This window comes from Serratia marcescens (assembly GCF_006715005.1).
In the GTDB taxonomy this organism is placed as follows: Bacteria; Pseudomonadota; Gammaproteobacteria; order Enterobacterales; family Enterobacteriaceae; genus Serratia; species Serratia montpellierensis.
The window spans coordinates 1144667-1160746 of record NZ_VFMJ01000001.1 but is presented as its reverse complement, the minus strand read 5'-3'; the positions used below and the strand labels follow the sequence as shown (position 1 = coordinate 1160746).

At 60.9% G+C, this 16080-nt stretch carries 12 protein-coding genes; all 12 read right to left on the bottom strand.

Annotated features, from left to right (window positions below; genetic code table 11):
• Nucleotides 1–5: 5 nt before the first annotated feature.
• A complete protein-coding gene (gene icmH / locus FHU12_RS05520; RefSeq protein ID WP_141967928.1) occupies nt 6–1517 on the bottom strand; it encodes a type IVB secretion system protein IcmH/DotU in 1512 nt (503 codons plus the stop codon).
• Entirely contained in the window at nt 1514–2872 is a 1359-nt protein-coding gene (tssK, locus tag FHU12_RS05515) for a type VI secretion system baseplate subunit TssK (RefSeq protein WP_141967926.1), read from the bottom strand. The genes icmH and tssK overlap by 4 nt, the downstream gene beginning before the upstream one ends.
• 1 nt (nt 2873) lies before the next feature.
• A complete protein-coding gene (locus FHU12_RS05510) occupies nt 2874–3380 on the bottom strand; it encodes a type VI secretion lipoprotein TssJ (protein ID WP_141967924.1) in 507 nt (168 codons plus the stop codon).
• A 9-nt stretch (nt 3381–3389) separates the two neighbouring features.
• Nucleotides 3390–3755, bottom strand: a complete 366-nt coding sequence (locus FHU12_RS05505; RefSeq protein ID WP_141967922.1) for a PAAR-like domain-containing protein — start codon at nt 3753–3755, stop codon at nt 3390–3392.
• 6 nt (nt 3756–3761) lie between these two features.
• On the bottom strand, nt 3762–4376 hold the full coding sequence (locus FHU12_RS05500) for a DUF3540 domain-containing protein (protein ID WP_141967920.1): 615 nt from the start codon (nt 4374–4376) through the stop codon (nt 3762–3764).
• Nucleotides 4369–5523 carry a pentapeptide repeat-containing protein gene (locus FHU12_RS05495; protein ID WP_230490771.1) on the bottom strand — a complete coding sequence of 385 codons (1155 nt, stop codon included), beginning with the start codon at nt 5521–5523 and terminating at the stop codon, nt 4369–4371. The genes FHU12_RS05500 and FHU12_RS05495 overlap by 8 nt, the downstream gene beginning before the upstream one ends.
• Nucleotides 5513–7738 carry a DUF2169 family type VI secretion system accessory protein gene (locus FHU12_RS05490; RefSeq protein WP_185742280.1) on the bottom strand — a complete coding sequence of 742 codons (2226 nt, stop codon included), beginning with the start codon at nt 7736–7738 and terminating at the stop codon, nt 5513–5515. Before FHU12_RS05490 ends, FHU12_RS05495 begins: the two co-directional genes overlap by 11 nt.
• Nucleotides 7739–7750: 12 nt before the next feature.
• Nucleotides 7751–10012: a type VI secretion system tip protein VgrG gene (gene vgrG, locus FHU12_RS05485; protein ID WP_087763132.1), complete on the bottom strand. Its 2262-nt coding sequence runs from the start codon at nt 10010–10012 to the stop codon at nt 7751–7753.
• A 64-nt stretch (nt 10013–10076) separates the two neighbouring features.
• Complete coding sequence (gene tssH, locus FHU12_RS05480; protein WP_141967916.1) at nt 10077–12662, bottom strand: type VI secretion system ATPase TssH; 2586 nt, start codon at nt 12660–12662, stop codon at nt 10077–10079.
• 16 nt (nt 12663–12678) lie between these two features.
• A complete protein-coding gene (gene tssG / locus FHU12_RS05475) occupies nt 12679–13707 on the bottom strand; it encodes a type VI secretion system baseplate subunit TssG (RefSeq protein WP_141967914.1) in 1029 nt (342 codons plus the stop codon).
• A complete protein-coding gene (gene tssF / locus FHU12_RS05470) occupies nt 13700–15541 on the bottom strand; it encodes a type VI secretion system baseplate subunit TssF (protein ID WP_141967912.1) in 1842 nt (613 codons plus the stop codon). Before tssF ends, tssG begins: the two co-directional genes overlap by 8 nt.
• Nucleotides 15542–15552: 11 nt before the next feature.
• Nucleotides 15553–15999: a type VI secretion system baseplate subunit TssE gene (locus FHU12_RS05465; protein WP_141967910.1), complete on the bottom strand. Its 447-nt coding sequence runs from the start codon at nt 15997–15999 to the stop codon at nt 15553–15555.
• Nucleotides 16000–16080: the final 81 nt, after the last annotated feature.

Below are 16080 nucleotides of genomic sequence, written 5' to 3'. Positions count from 1 at the left end.
ATGTCTTAGTTATCCTCGGGGACCTCGGCGGCTACCCCAGCCTGATTCAACGTGGCAGACGGTGAAGCCATCTCCCTCTCGCCGATTTTCCAAAGGATGTCCACCCGGCGGTTGCGGCGGCGCCCTTCTTCCGTCGCGTTGTCGTCCAGCGGCTCCTGATCGCCCTTACCGACCGACGTCACGGTGCGGTTGTATTTACTGTTGGCCAACGATTCGCGCAGCTTGTCGGCCACCGTCTGCGCGCGGGCTTCCGAGAGTTTCAGGTTGGAATTGCTGGAGGTGTTGCGATACGGTTTGTTGTCGGTATGCCCGATCACCTCCAGATCGCCCGGCCACGGCGCCAGCGCTTCCCCCAAACGCTCAATGTTGCGTTTCTTTTTAAACTCTTCCGACAGCTTCGACTGCCCGGTGGCGAAAGCGCCGTCGGAGGTGAAGATCAGCAGCCAGCCGCGCGGATCGGCGCGCACTTCCAACCACCCTTCGCTGAGGATTTGCGGCAACGGCTGCGGCAGTGTCTCCATGATGTTGATTTTGCGCGGCTGCGGCGGCGTCCAGGCAAGAATGGCATTGCGCAGCGCGCGGGACTGGTCATGCAGATACCAGGCGGCCGAGGCATACGCCAGCAGCGCTATCGCCAGGCCGTAGCACAGCAGTTTGAGCGGCGTGATGCGGGTGGCCTTGCGCACCACGTTGCTCGGTTCAGCATCGGCCAGCGTCTGCGTCGGATTCTGGCTGTACAGATAACCGTCGAGACGATTGCGCACGTCGGCCAACAGCACCGCGCCGCGCTCCATCACGTGGAACTGCCCCTCAAACCCCAGCGACAGGATCAGATCGTAAAACGCCAGGATCTCCTTGTTGCGCGGCGAGGCGGCCAGATAGTCTTGCAGGTGCTCGAAGCATTTTTCCCCGCCCCAGGCATCGCGATAAAACTCCACCAGCAGGCTGAGGTTCAGTTCGCCGGACTCCAGCGTGCTCATGCAGCACTCGTCCACATAGGAACACAGCAGATAGGCCAGCTTGTCCACATCGCCCGGCGCAATGTGATCCGCCAGCAACGTCTGTTGGAATTGTTGGATCTCGCGCACGATCTGCGCACGCACCGCCGCCGGGTTCAGCTGCTTCTGATCGCGCACCCGCTCCACCTGCAGCAATACCGGAATGGCGGCGGCGATCAGCGGGTTGTCCCAGTGGCCCATCATCACGCCGGGCTTGCTCAGCGCGGCGCGGCCAAACAACCCGCTCGAGGTCGGCGCCGCGTCTGCCGGGCGGTCGCCAGGCGCGGGTTCGACGTTTTCCGGCGCGGCGCTTTCCGCTTCATAAGGTTTGGGTTCAGTGGGCGCCGCCACCCCGGCGTTGCCCGGCCGCAGCTTGGCGGCCAACGCCCGCGCGCCGAAGGACAGCGCGGCGATTTCCGCCGTCGTTTTGCCCACCGAGCCGGACGTGGGGAGACGCGGGTTCGCGTTGTTGCGCGTTACCGCCATCGCCTCGCGTATTTTTCTCTCGAATTCGTTCATCCCACCCTCCCTTGCCTTAATCCCCAGACGTCAAAACGCAGGTCCGGGAAATCACCCACGATGCTGAGCGCCATCGCCGAGCCGCCCATCATTTCCTTGTAAATCGGGTCGGCATGATCAACCTCGAAATAGATGCTGTTCGGGTAATACGGTATGTGCCGCGGCGGCGAAGCCATAGGCAACAAGCGAGCGCCCGGTAATTGAAGATCGATCAGCTGAATGATTTTCTCGACCGGCCCCAGTTTGACCTGCGCGGGGAAATACGAGCGCAGATGCTCGATGGATAAACCGCAGCTGACGGCAAACACCAGTTTTTCCAGCCGCAGCTGCGAGTCGTTCGGGCACAGGTAGATGCTGTCGCCGCGATCGATAAACGGCAGCGCCACCGCCGGCGCTTCGATCACCAGCGACAGCGCGCGGCGAATCGAGGCGAACAGCTGGAAATAGCAGTTGTGCGGTTCATCGTGCAGATACACCAAATCGGCCCGGTCCCAGAGCCGCTCGCCACCGGGAATGATGCTGAGCCGCCCCAACAGACTCAGCAGCGTGTCGAACAGGGTTTCAGGATGCACCTGCGGGCTGGCCAACAGTTGGCTGATGCGTAAATTGAATTCGCTCAGGGTTTGCAGCAGCAGCAACTCCAGCAGCTCGGACAGCCCGCCGATCGTCATGTGCACGTCCGGGCGGAACACCGACTCCAGACGTTGGCTGATCAGCCCAAGCAACTCGGTGGTGAACGCGGGCAGCCAGCCGATGGCGCGGAAATCCAGCATCGGCGGCAAGGCGCGCTCATCCAGCAGCACCCGACGATCGCTGGTGAGCTCGCGCACGAAACCGACCGGCAGCACGCTTTCCGCGCTGCTGACCGCATCCTCCAGGCTTAGCCGCGTCACCAGGCTCCCCAGCTGCATCGTGCACACACGCGGGGTCCCTTCCAGGCTGACGCCGTGGTTGCGATCCGGCACCTCGGCGTCCATGGTGCGAAAACGGCTGCTTTTCCGCGCATCCTGGATAAGATCGATCTGGGCATTGCCGGCAATGTCCATCAGCACGGACAGGCACACCACTTTCCCCTGGCAGCCTTCTCCCAGCACCAGCGGCGGCGGCAGCGGAATATCCTCAGGCATGCTGAACGCCGTGCCGTCGGGGAAAACGCCCTTGGCTTTCTTCAGCGCAAACTTGCCCTGTTCCAATAGCCCATTGTCGATCTCCAGCGTCAGGAACCCCCAGGTGAAGGTTTCGACGCTGCGCAAGCGCGCTTCAATCAAGTGCTCGAAAAAACGTTCCTGCTGCTGGAAGTGCTGCGGTTCCATCAACATGCCTTCTACCCAGGCGACGCGTTGTTTAGGTAACATGTCATTCATCCATTTTGTCGTTAGTCACTATGCTGAGTGACGTCATCCCCACCATCACCTTCATTTGCGAATCAGCCTGTGCAGGGGACTTTTGCTCGGCGAGCGGCAACACGCCGCTGATTTGCTGAAACTCCGCCCCGACGACGACCCATCGCTCTTGCCCCGCCGGCACCTCAAAGCGATAACGCAACGTCTCCCTCGGTTGCAAAATGCTCTGGTGCCGGCTCAGCGCCCCTTCCGACGGCGCCGTCTCGCGGCAAGGGGCGCCATCGCCAATCCCGTCGGGCATCCACCCCGAACGATTGGTTTCGATGACACACACCTTGACCGGCTGCGCTTCCCCGGCGGCATTCGGGTTCACGTTGTCGTTGGCGGTCACCTCGACGTCGATAAACCGCAACCGACGCCCCGCATCCGCAGCCTCATCGTGAGAGAACCAGCTGCACCCGCCGAGCATCCCCACCGCCAACAGTCCCCCTGCTGCGATCCCCCGGAGCGTTTTCACCATGCTGAACTCCTATGCATTAACGAAACATTTGGTCTGGCTCGGCGCGACCTGAGTGGCGACCATGTTGTTGTTGTTCGTCGTGCTGGAATCACCTAACCGCGTGACCGGCATGCCGCCGGTGAAATACTTCCCCGACCCCTGCATCGGCTGCATCTGCGCCGAATGCGTCCCCGAGGCGGCGCCGATCACCCCGCCAGAATCGACGGTGGCCGCGCGAATGCTGCCGAGGTTCTGTTCATTGCCGCCGCAAAGGAAATAGTTAGGCACGTTCGGTATGCCGGTATTGTTAGGCGCGGTATTCGGGCCCGGCGCCGGGATCATCGGGTCACAGCCGGCGAAGCTGATCCCGGCCGTGTTGTTGTTGGCTGCGGTCATGATGACTTACCCCATATGTATCTGGCCGCCGTCGATCTTCAGCACCGCCGAAGACTTCAGGGAACCAATTTCACTGTTGATGACGAGGGATTGCCGGGCATCCTGAATAATGTGCTTCGCCAGTACCTCGTCGGTTTCCTCCACCCGTCGGCTTGCGTGCTTGCTGCGCACAAACAGGCGTTGAGAGATTTGGTGCAGCGTTTCGGCCACCCAGCGGCTGCTGCGCGTCAGCAGCGTGAAGTGCGGGCTGCGCAACGTCAGCCGCTTGCCGCCCTGCAGTTCGATCTCCGGCGCCACGATGCGCAAGTTGGCGCTGCGGCTGTCCAGCGTCATGACGGCGTGCGCCTGTTGCCGCGACAGGATCTCGGTAATGACCAATTTGTCTCCGTCGACGATGACGCAAACGCGATCGCCCGCCAGCGGCTGAACCAGGCAGCTGGTGGCGACTGCCAGACAATGGGCGCGCATGCCGTCGACATACAGGCCGCCATTGGCGTCGGCCGCCAGCGTCACCACCTTGCGCCCCCCTTGTTCGGCAAGCGGAGCGCTGCGCACCAACTGCAAAGGCGTCACCTTGGCGTTGGCATAGACCTTCTGATGCTCTCTTCTGGACTTATACATATCTGCTTACTCCTGTTGGCCGTTGATACGACGGTTGCCGCGGTCCCGGTTGTTGATGCGCATACCAGGCGTCGATCGCATTCAAGAACGGATCGGCGGTAAGCGGCACGTTTTCGGCGCGATGACGCTGCGCCCCATGCAGGCGGGCGCTCTGTTGCTGGGCGGCGGTCAACGGCTGTTCGATCAGGTTCGCCTCCCGCAGCTCGGCCTGTTCAAGGTTGGCCAACGCCAGATCGCACGCCCTGAACTCCGCCTGCGCCAGCATGGCGCGCCCCCAGTGGGCGCCGTTCATCGCGCATTCGCTGAACCGGGCCTTCTGCCCCTGCACCAGGGTCAGCGTCGCGCGTTCGAAATCGCAGCGCAGCGCCTGCGCTTCGGCGAAGATCGCCGAGGTCAGATCGCTGTCGGCGAACGAACACCCCTCCAGCTCGCTGCGGTGAAAACTGGCGCCCTGTAGCTGCAGCTGCGCCAAATTGCAGCCCGACAGGCGGCAGGTGAACCAGATGCGCGCCTGTCCGGCGATCGTTTGCCAGCTGCACTTCTCCAACTGACAGCCCCCCATGATGTGGCGCTCGAGGGTTGACGCCTGCCACAGGCACTGCGTGAGTTGGCAGGCATACCAGTTGGCGTCCTGTATCACGTCCTGGTGAAACATCAGGTTGGTCAGGGTGCTGGCCTGCACGGCCAGATGCCCCAGGCTGCTGCGTTCAACTTCCGCCCCGTTGACCTCGCACCGGATCAAACTGCAGTCATCCAGCAGACAATCGCCGACGTAGCCCCCCTGCAGCGTGGTGTCGTTGCACGCCACATTGCACAGCAGCCCCTGCTGCAACGTCAGGTTGTCAAACCGGCATTCGTTGAACGCCAGGCGCATCAAGCTGCCGCCGACCACGTTGACCTGGTTCAGGGTGCAGCCCTCAAAGCGCACCGCTCGCAAATCGCACCCTTCAAACGTGACGCGTTCGAAATGGCAGTCGATGAAAAAACAGTCGCTCAGCGTCAACCCTTTCAGCTCACGATTGTGGAAGCGCCGCTTTTTGAAGGTGCGCGGCATGGGCGGCGTCTGCGCCACCGCCTGAGCGACCTCCAGCTCAATCACCTCCGTGTCAGGCAGGGCCTGCTGAATCACGCGGCTCTCAGTTTTCATGCGCATAGTCCCCCTGAATAATTCTGCGCGGCACCCAGCACGCCCGTTCAAGCAAACACCCGCTGAAACGGGTACCGGCGTCCTGCCAGCTCATCGCCAGATTCGCCGCCGCCAGGTTGCACTGGTCAAATCCCGCGTCGCGCAAATCGGCGTTATAAAACAGGCCTTGCTGGGCGCTGCTGTTTTGCCAGCGAGCGTGCGTCAGCACGCTGTCTTTGAACCGCACGCCGGCCATGTCGCAGCCGGCTACCGTGCAAGCCGTCAAATCGGCCTCGTCGAAATTGCATTCGGTGAAAACGCTGTACAGCAGTTGGCTCCTCTCCATACGCGCCGCTTTCAGCCCCACTTTGGTGAAGCAGCAATCGCTGAACACGCCGTGCGAAAAATTCACCTGCATCCCCGCCGTCATGCTCTCGACACGGCAACGCTCGAAGCGCACGCCGCGCCAATTGCCGCCGAGGAACGAATTTTTGGTTAACGTCATATCCAACACCACCGTGCCTTCGGCCAGACAGCGGTTGAAAACGCAGGCATCCAGTTCCCCTTGCAGCAATTGCGCGCGAATCAGCGTCGAGCCGTTGAACATGCCGTTGCCGATCGTCCCGCGTTCAAAGCGCATCGCCGTGAAATCCCCCCGCTCAAAGACGCAGTAATCCAGCTTCACCCCCTCGGCGCGCATGCCTTGCCCCTGCGGCTCTTCCAGCGTCACTTTTTCGAGAACCGCCTCCTGCCATACGCTTTCCGCCATCAGCGGCTTTTGCAGGGTGCACGACACCATGCGGATCCGGCGCAGCGCCGCCTGCGTCAGGTCAACCGCATCAAAAACACAGTTTTCGAAGGTGCAGTTCTCCAGGATCGCCTGGGAAAAATCGCAGCGCTCAAAACGGCATTGCAGAAAATGCTGGTCTGACAGCGCAGGGCTGCGCAATCCGCTGAACGTCTTCCCTTCCACGGTCGCGCTAGCGGGAAAAAACGCGTCATTGCCGTCTTCGGCGGGAAGCTCCGGCAAATCGGGCAGCGTCACGGCAGCAGGCTCCGCCGTCGTCTGTTGCTGGTGCAAGGCAATCGCCTCGCGGATGCGTTGATAGAACACGGCGGAGTCGCCCAACGAGGTCGGCGACGGGTCATAGCGCAAATCGCTGGGGTGATCCGACACCGCCTGGATGACGTTCAGGCCCATCTCCGCCGGCATCAGATCCGGGTCGAACAGAAACTCAAAGGGGGAAGCGTCGTCGTCGCTGCGTTTATGGTGCACCTGCCGAAAATAATCGAACGAGCGCGGCGCATCGCAGCGATCCAACGCCAGCATCAGGGACTCGATGGACTCATCCAGCAGATGCGTCAACGGCGCATCGCCGGTGAAAATAATCAGCGCGATGTCGCTGTCGGGCAGGAACCACAGCGTTTTGCGCTGCAGTTCGATTTCCTCGAGGCCTTCGCTATCGTGGCGGCGGATGAATGCCCGCCCGCGCACCGCCGGCAGCTCGCCGCGAATCGCCTGGCTTTGCGCGCCGACGCCCTGCAGTTCGAAGGGCACCCTATCCGGCCACGCCGCTTCCGGCAGCCACTGCGCAGGCGGCGCCATCTGGTAGTAGCGTCGATCGATATCGGCCGGCAGCCCGGGGAAAGCCGTTTCCAGATACGCTTTGCTCGCGATCTGGCCCGCCACCTTGTCGATGTGCGCCTTACGCAGCAAAAACTCGTGCGGCACCGGCGCCGGCGCCGCCAGCGGGGAGCGCTCCTGTGCGGAGCCCTCGGCGGACAAGGTCATCAGCAGCGGTCGCAGCCCATCATTACAGCCGCGCCCCAGCGGATTCTCCTTGTTGTCTTTCCCGCCCCAGGCCGAGGTGTGATCCAGCGGCACGCTGAGGAAAGGTTCCGCCCCCATCGCGCCGCGTCGGCCCTCGCCCTCGACCCGCCAACGGCGCTTAAGCCCGCCGATGTCGGCGCTGACGTCCAGCGTTTTTACCGGCTGACCGACGCCGGCATGGCCGGCGATCAGGTATTCGGCGAACGGCTTCGGCTCGGCCACATCCAGCACCGGCAGGCTGAGCGGCGCGCGCTTCCACGCCTCCCAGATTTCGGCTTCGTTCACGAAGTGTTCCGGTCGGGACAGGTAGCATCCGGCCACGGCGCTGATGCCGAGCCGGCTGTCTGTACCGATCTGGTAACTTCCTTTAATCGCCACCAATTGCTGTGGCCGTATGATTCTCATTGCCGCGCCTCGTTAGTTTTTGCTTTGCATCCCGACTTTTTTCAAATCGACGCCGGTCTCGGACAGTGAGGCGCCGGTGTAGCTGATGGACACCCCCGTCGTGCTGGTGCTGCTGCCGGTATTGCTGACGCTGCTGCCGGTATTGCTGACGCTGCTGCCGGTGCTGCTGACGCTGCTGCCGGTAGTGCCGACGCTGCTGCCGGTGGTGCTCACGCTGCTGCCGGTGGTGCTGATGCTGCAACCGGTGGTGCTGGTCGACGAACCGGTGGTGCTGATACTGCAGCCGGTGGTGCTGGTCGATGAGCCGGTGGTGCTCACGCTTACGCCGGTAAAGCTGGTGCTGCTGCCGGTCTGGCTGGTGCTGACCGTGGTGTAGCTGTTGCTTTCGCCGGTCATGCTGTTGCTGATGCTGGTAAAGGAGTTGCTTTCGCCGGTCATCGAGTTCGAGACGCCGGTGCAGCTGGTGCTTTGCCCGGTAAACGAGGTACTCAACCCGGTGAACGAGGTGCTCACGCCGGTAAACGAGGTGCTCACGCCGGTGAACGAGGTGCTGACGCCGGTAAACGAGGTGCTGACGCCGGTAGCGGTAAGGCTGACGCCGGTCATCGAGGCGCTGACGCCTTTAATCGACGCGTCAAACCCGGTAATGCTGAAAACGTAATCTTTGTAAGAGACGTGGTTGGTGAACCAGTCCGTAAAGGTGCGGCGAATGATGTCGAACTTGTCCATCCCCACCTCGGTGGCCTGGTTACGCTCCACCGTGGTTTGCAGATCGCGCTCGGCGTGCAGCATGACGCGTTCGTTGTTGCGGTTGTCATCGAAGGTCAGCTGGCTGGCGTGCTGCGGCTTGCCGAAGCGCAGCGAACGCGACACCATCCCCGAGTAGTTGATGTATTCAGGCAACTGATAAGGCGGCGGGTTATCACCGTTGTAGACAATACCCGTGACCATCGGACGATCGAGATCGCCGTCGACATAGGTCACCAACACTTCCTGGCCAACGCGCGGCATGGCGATCACGCCCCAACCTTTCCCCGCCCAGGCCTGCACCACGCGGATCCAGCACGAGCTGTCTTCCTCGGTGGTTTTGTAGCGATCCCAGTGGAAGTGCACGCGAATGCGCGCAAACTTGTCGGTATGCACTTCGGAATTGGGCGCGCCGACCACGGTGGCGCTCTGGATGCCCGGCATCTGTGGCTTGGGCGTCTCGCGCAGCGGGCGGAACGCCACGTCGTCGTTCAAGGCGTTGAAACGGCAGGTCACGTTGCGGCCGTCGCTGCTGCTGTCGGGGCCATCTTGCACGAACACATAGTCGCAGCGGGTCAGTTTGAAGCGGCGGTTGCGGTTGGCGTCCGGGTGCAAAATCAAGGAGAAATCCTTGCCGGCCATCAACCCGACGGCGTTGCTCTCGCCAAACAGCAGGTGGCCGTCGCTTTGCATTTCTTCCAGGCGCAAACGCGCCAGATTCTCGCCGCGTTCGGTATCCACATAGCCCGCAGCGTAGTCGTACCACTCCAGCGGCGTGTTCTGCAGGCCGAGGCGGCTCTCTTCCACCTTGGTTTGCAGGTTCTTGCGCGGGTTCTGGAAGTCGAAGTCGCGCAGCACGATTTCATTCGGACGCACTTTGCGGGAACGCTGGATGCGCTGGATCCCTTCGCGGATGGCGCGGTTTTCTTCGCTGTCCGGCATGAACGGCAACACGGCGTAACCGAAATCCAGATCGTCGAAATCCTGCCGGTCGGTGATCACCAGCGTGTGTTTATCCTCGGCGTGATCGAAGTAATACCAGATGCCTTCGTCTTCCAGCAGGCGGCTGATAAACGCGAAATCCGTTTCGGAAAATTGCACGCAATACTCACGCGTCGGATAGGTGCCTTGAATATCCAGACGGTAGTCGGCAAAGCCGTAGCGAGAGAAGATTTGCTCGATGATGTCGAGCACGTTCAGATCCTGGAAAATACGGCTGTTGCGGTTCTGCATCAAAAACCACAGCCAGGTGCTCAGCTCCAGTTTGTACACGAACTTATCCTGATGCTGCCCTGCATCGGACGCGCCGATCACGTAAGCGTAGAAAGGCCGCGAGCCGAAATCCGGCCTTTCTATCTGGATGCGGATCCCTTCACCCAGCAAGGATTCATAATCCACGTCCGCCTGTTCGCATTCAAATTCGAGCGAATACTGCGAGTTGCTCGACAACCCTTCTTGGGTGGTGAAGCTGAGTGGAAACGCATTTAATTCGGCTAACACCGGGTTATCAATTTCGATTAAAGGCATAACAACCTCTCTGATCCGATATCGAACCCCGCCCCGCGTTTGCGGGCCGGCGGTAAATTAAAAATCAGTCGAAATAAACACTTAAGCTATCGTTCTCGACCATGAGTTGGATATTCTGCAGTTCCTGTCCCGTCCGTTTGCGCTGCAGCACTTCATTGCTGATAGGCGGCAGGATCGCCTGCTGCAGCAGCGACTCGACCGCTCTTCCGCGCGATGGATGGGCGCTGATGCGTTTGGCGATCCAGCCTGGGATGTCGCCTTCCAGCACCAGCGACACGCCCACTTCTTTGTGCAAACGTTGCTGTAAACGTGAAATCTGTTTGGTGGCGATATGGGTTATCGCTTCGGTGGAAAGCGGCACGTAAGGAATGACGTTCATGCGCGCCAACAGCGCCGCCGGGAAAAAGCGCGCCAAGACGTCGTGCAGCATCGGGCGCAGCGCCTCGGTTTTCAGCTCCGGCGTTTCCGCCAGCGTCGCTTCTATTTCGCCGGCGCCGATGTTGCTGGTCATCAAAATAAAGCACTGGCGGAAGCTGATCATGCGGCCTTCGCCGTCTTCCATCACGCCCTTGTCAAAGACTTGATAAAACGCCTCATGGATGTCGGGATGCGCCTTGTCGAATTCGTCGAGCAGCACGATGGAATAGGGTTTGCGCCGCACCGCCTCCGTCAATTTGCCGCCCTTGCCATAGCCGACATAGCCCGGCGGCGCCCCCTTCAGCGTGGAGACGGTGTGCGACTCCTGAAACTCGCTCATATTGAAGACGATCAGGTTATGCGCGCCGCCGTACATCGCCTCCGCCAGGGCGAACGCGGTTTCCGTTTTACCGACGCCGCTCGGGCCGGACAGCATGAAAACGCCCAACGGCCGATCGTGCGCTTGGATGCCGGCGCGGGAGATCCTCACCGCCTGCGCGATTTCATCGATCGCCGTCTGCTGGCCGAAAATCTGGCGGCTCAACAGCTGGTTGAGGTTGAGCGCATTGTCCAGATCGCTTTGCAGCATGCGGCCGGTGGGGATGCCGGTCCAATCCGACAGCACCTCCGCCACGACGCGGTCGTCCACCCACGGATAGACCAACGGCAGGCCGCCGTCTTGCAGCTCGCCCAATTCGGTGGCCAGCTGTGGCAAACGCTCCGGCGACTGCCGCTCCGCATCGAGCAAGGTGGTGACCGCCTGCTGTTCCTGTTCTTGTCGCCGACGCAGCGCATCCAGCTCCCCTTCCATCTCGCTGAGCGTCTGCTGCAATTCGCTGATGCGGGTGAGCGCCAGATCGTCGAATTTGCTTTCTTCCTGCAGGCCGCTCATTTCGGTACGCTTCACTGCCAGCCCGGCCTCGAGCGACTCGATTTTTTCAGGCTGCGCATGCTGGCTCAGCGCCACCCGCGCGCAGGCGGTGTCCAGCAGGCTGATGGCCTTGTCCGGCAGCTGCCGCGACGGCAGATGGCGCAGCGACAAATGCACCGACGCCTGCAGCGCCGATTCGCGGATCTTGACGCTGTGGTGCTGCGCAAAATGCGGGGCGATGGCGCGCATCATGTTCACCGCATTCTCTTCGTCCGGCTCTGAAACCAACACGTACTGGAAGCGGCGCGTCAGCGCGGCATCCGGCTCGATGAACTGTTTGTATTCCGACCAGGTGGTCGCCGCCACCATGCGCAGCGCGCCCCTGGCCAGCATCGGCTTCAACAGGTTGACGGCATCGCCGGTGCCGGCCTGCCCGCCGGCGCCCACCAGCGTATGCGCTTCATCGCAGAACAGGATCACCGGCACAGACGAATGCGCAATGGCGTCGATCAGCGCTTTCAGGCGCGATTCGAACTCCCCTCTCATGCTCGCCCCGGCCTGCATGCGCCCCAGATCCAAAGACAGCAGCCGGGCCCCCTGCAGCAGCGGCGGCACCTGTCCTTGCGCTATCTTGCAGGCCAGCGCTTCCGCCACGGCCGTTTTGCCGACCCCGGCTTCGCCCACCAAAATCGGGTTGTTCTGCCGACGGCGCAGCAAAATGTCGATCACCTGGCGCAGCTCCGCTTCGCGGCCAATCACCGGGTCGATTTCACCGTCGCGCGCCTGGCGGGTCAGGTCCGCGCACCATTTATCGAGTATTTCGACCGTCTCGGACGCATCCGGCGCCTCGCCGTGGACGCTGTAGACTTCCTCTTCCTCTTCCTCATGCTCGACGGACTCCGCCAGAATCGCCGGGTAATCGTCGAACAGCTGCGGGATCGGCAGCTTTTTGAACTCGTCGCTCAGCCGGTACAGGCTGCGCTGCAGCGTGGGATCCTGCAGAATGCCGACCAGAATATGGATGGTGCGCACGCCGCCGGACGGCGTTTCGGCGAGCTGGCTCATCAGCAGCCCCCTTTCCACCACCGTTTCCAGCTGCGTCGACAGATCCACCACCGCATTCGTGCGGTTTGGCAAGGTATGCAGAATGCGATCCAACGCATCGCTGATGCGCTGGCTATTGATGGCGTAGTGCGCCAGGATCAGCGGCAAGTCGCCGCGTTCCTTGTCCACCAGAACTTTCAGCCAGTGTTCAAGCTCCACGTATTCGTGCCTGAAGGTCCGGCACAGCTTGGTCGCTTCAACGAAGGACTGATAAGCAAAGTGGCCCAATCGCGAAAAAAGACGTTCTCGTTGATACACCTTAAATTTCCTTATATTAAGTTGTTGATTGATAAACCAGCTGCCTAAACGTCCCTGTCTTAGGTTTCAGCCAGCTGTCTTTACTCAGCGACTTGCCGCCCAGCTGCGCCGCCATGCCGGGCTCCGTGGCGATCAGCAGGCTGACGTCCAGCATCAGCTGATGGCTCGTGAAGTCATGGCAGATACTCACCAGCGCCTGCAGCCGCCGGCTGCCGCGCTGATACTGCTGATAATGCGGGGCTCCCAGCGGCCCGATTTGAATATGCGCGCCGTACTGGGCATCGAAAAAGCGGCTACCGATGCGCGTGCTCCCCAGCTTGCCCAGCTTTTGGCTGCCGTTTTTTTTGCCGTCGTCGATCCATTTGGCGTAGCGCGGCGTAATTTCGATGGGAACGGCGAAGTACGCCGCCAGCATCTTGTTAAGCTGGCGCAGCGAGCGGCGGCCCGGCAGATAAATGCCGGGGTAGGCTTCGCGCAGGCGCTGGATATGCGGGTTCACGGCCAACGTCGTGTCGACGCCCACCGTCTGACGCAAATGATGCAAAAACGGGTTTTTGTCATCGTCATGGTCATGCCCGATCATCGCCTTCAGCTGCGCCCAGGCCCGGTAATGCAGTACGGCGAAGCGCTGGCTGACGATGCCGACGAACTGCTGGAACGCCTGATTGCGCCTGGCGATGACTTCGGTGCGCGCGTGCTCGGTCACGTGGATCGGCAGCGGGCCGTATGGGGCAAACATGCCGAAATGCCGCGCCTGAATCAGCACCTGCGTAGGGCGTTGTACGATGGAGGCGATTTCACGCGAGGCGAAGCCCATATCCGCCGGCTGGGTGATGCAAAGCCTTTCGCGGCTGCGATCGTTGGAGACGCCGAGCCGCGGCGCATCCGGCTGCGCGCGTTCGATGCGCCGCAGCAGCTCGAAGAAATCCTGTCGATTGGACAGCCCGCGAATTTCGGCCTGGCCCACGCTTTCGCCTTGTGCCCCCGGCGCTGGCGCCGGCTCCAATGACAGCGCCGTTTCGCGCATCAGCGACATATCAGCCATAGTAGAGCGCCCCCCAGTCGGCGTGGGTTTCCCCATCCAGCAACAGCTTCATGCTCAACGTTTGGTTCAAATCGCCGTATTGGCTCAGCGCGTGGTGCAAGATTTTGCCGAACAAATAGGCGCCGTGGTCGGCATGATGGTTGGCGCTTAAGTTGACGGCGATCTCGGCCCCACGGATCCAGGCGAGCGGCCCCGGCCCCTGATTGCGTTCGAAGTGGTGTTCCACCCAGGCATTTTTGATGCTGGCGATGCGTTTGCGCTGGCTGGAGTCGTCCTGATGGCAGAACAACGACAGCCAGTCGCGCAACAGCGCCGAGCAATCCTGCACGTCAGGGCGCGCATGGCGCAAAGGATTGGAAGCCAACATCTGGATCGCTTGCCACGCCTGGCTGATGTTCGGCACCGCGACGGGGTTGCTCGGGTAGCGGACGATCTCCACCTGGTGGATCGGCATCGCCGTTTCCAGCTGGAAATGCGGTTGCTGCAGGTGCGCAGGCACCAGATGCCGTTCGCAGACCAGCGCCTCGACGCTGAGTGAGGTGATGTCGTCGATGTCGATGCCGCTTTTGCCCGGCGAGATGGCGATAAAGGTATCTTCGTTGGGCAGGTGCGGGTTGTTGTATTTGGATGGCGACGGCTCGCGACGGCGGTGCAGCGTATAACCCGCCGGCTCCCGCTCGCAGTCGTAATGCACGTCGGCCCGCAGCGAAGAGAAAATCACCGGGTTGCCGTCTGGCAGCATGCCCTTCACCTGTTTGACGCTATGAATCTCATACAGCGAGGTGTTCAAACGATCGACCACCAGCTGATGCTCCGTGCGCTCTCCCGTCAGCAGCACCGGTGAGCAATGGCGGCGATACAGGTTGATGACCGGGGTCGCGAAAAGATGAAAATCCCTGGCGTTGACGCGACCGATCAGCGTTAGCGGGCGTTGCTCAAGCGCGAACAAGATTTCGAACTCATGGACGCGTTCGCATTGACGCAGAAAATCCTGCACGCCATGCAGCTCGAGGCTGAAGAAGCGGCTCGGTGCCGCAAAGTACTCGCGCATCAGCCGGTTGCCGGGCAATTCCCCCACCGCGGTGGGCAACAACGCCTCTTCATCGCCGACGCCACCCAGACGCAGGCTGTTCGGTTGCAAGACTTTGACGATCGGCCGGTCGTCGTTTTTCGCCCATAGCACGATGCGCAAGGTGCGATTAAGCAGCGCGGCCATCAGCTGATTGGCCCGCACCGTATCTTCCGCCAACGTCAGGTGCAGCGGCTCGAGATCCAGTTCCGAGACGGGCAACACGCCGTGCGTGGTCAGGCCGATTCTGACGTAGGCCGAACAGTCTTGCATATGCCTGGCAGCGCCGTCGGGCAAATGATGTGGCGGCAAAATTTCGCATTCCGCCAGTGCAATCTCAACGGGCTGCACTTTAATATGCCGCGCCGTGGTGAAGGTGGCGGGTTTGTTGTTCAGCGAGATATCGTTGAGGGTCATGCGGCTCCCACGCGGCAGATCGACCTGGCTGTGCCACTGAGGGAAAGAGAGATCGGGCTTAATCGCGACGGTGGCGATCGCGGGAACCGGCGTGTACCACAAGGGCGCCAGGCGCGAAAGCATTTGCAAGGCGAATTCCGGCTGCTCGTTGTTCAGCTTTTCCTGGATGCGGGTGCAAAGAAAAGCAGAGCCCTCCAACAGGCGCTCGACGAAAGGATCCAGCACGCCGTCGATATGCATGCCTAAATGCTGAGCGACCTGGGGATGCGAAGAGGCGAACTGGCGGCCGGCCTCGCGAAAATAACGCAGCTCATCATTATATAATTGGAGAAAACGCTCACTGAACATAGTCACCTCTATTAATCAAATACGTGTACGGCGCCACAGGAATAATCAAGAGCTATGCGCAAATTCACCAGCATTTCGTCACCCGGTAATGAGCAGGTGCCATAGATATCGAATAAGATCGCCAATACATACGATTGACGCTCATTCACTACCGGCACCACGCGAATCGTTTTCGGATCCAGCCGCGGCTCAAAAGACGTAATAATTCTTTGTATATGTCTCGCCAGCGTTAGCGGATCGGTATTAATCGGTATTCGTTGGCTCAGCGACGGCAGGCCATAATTCAATACCGAGCTTTCGCTGTGCGCATAATCGTGAAGTTTTAAATCTGCGCTGCGCGATGCGTCATTCAATAAAAATTCGATATCGCGCACCAGGACGCGCCGCCAATTATCGGCGCTGCCGCTTTGATTTCTCACGCTGAGCTTATCGAATAACATGGGTAATGACGTTTTCATTTAACACCTCGCGGTAATGATTGTGTCTGCCCGCAAGATCTGCGGGCAGACGGCCTGCAATAAGTGTTACGACATCAATGA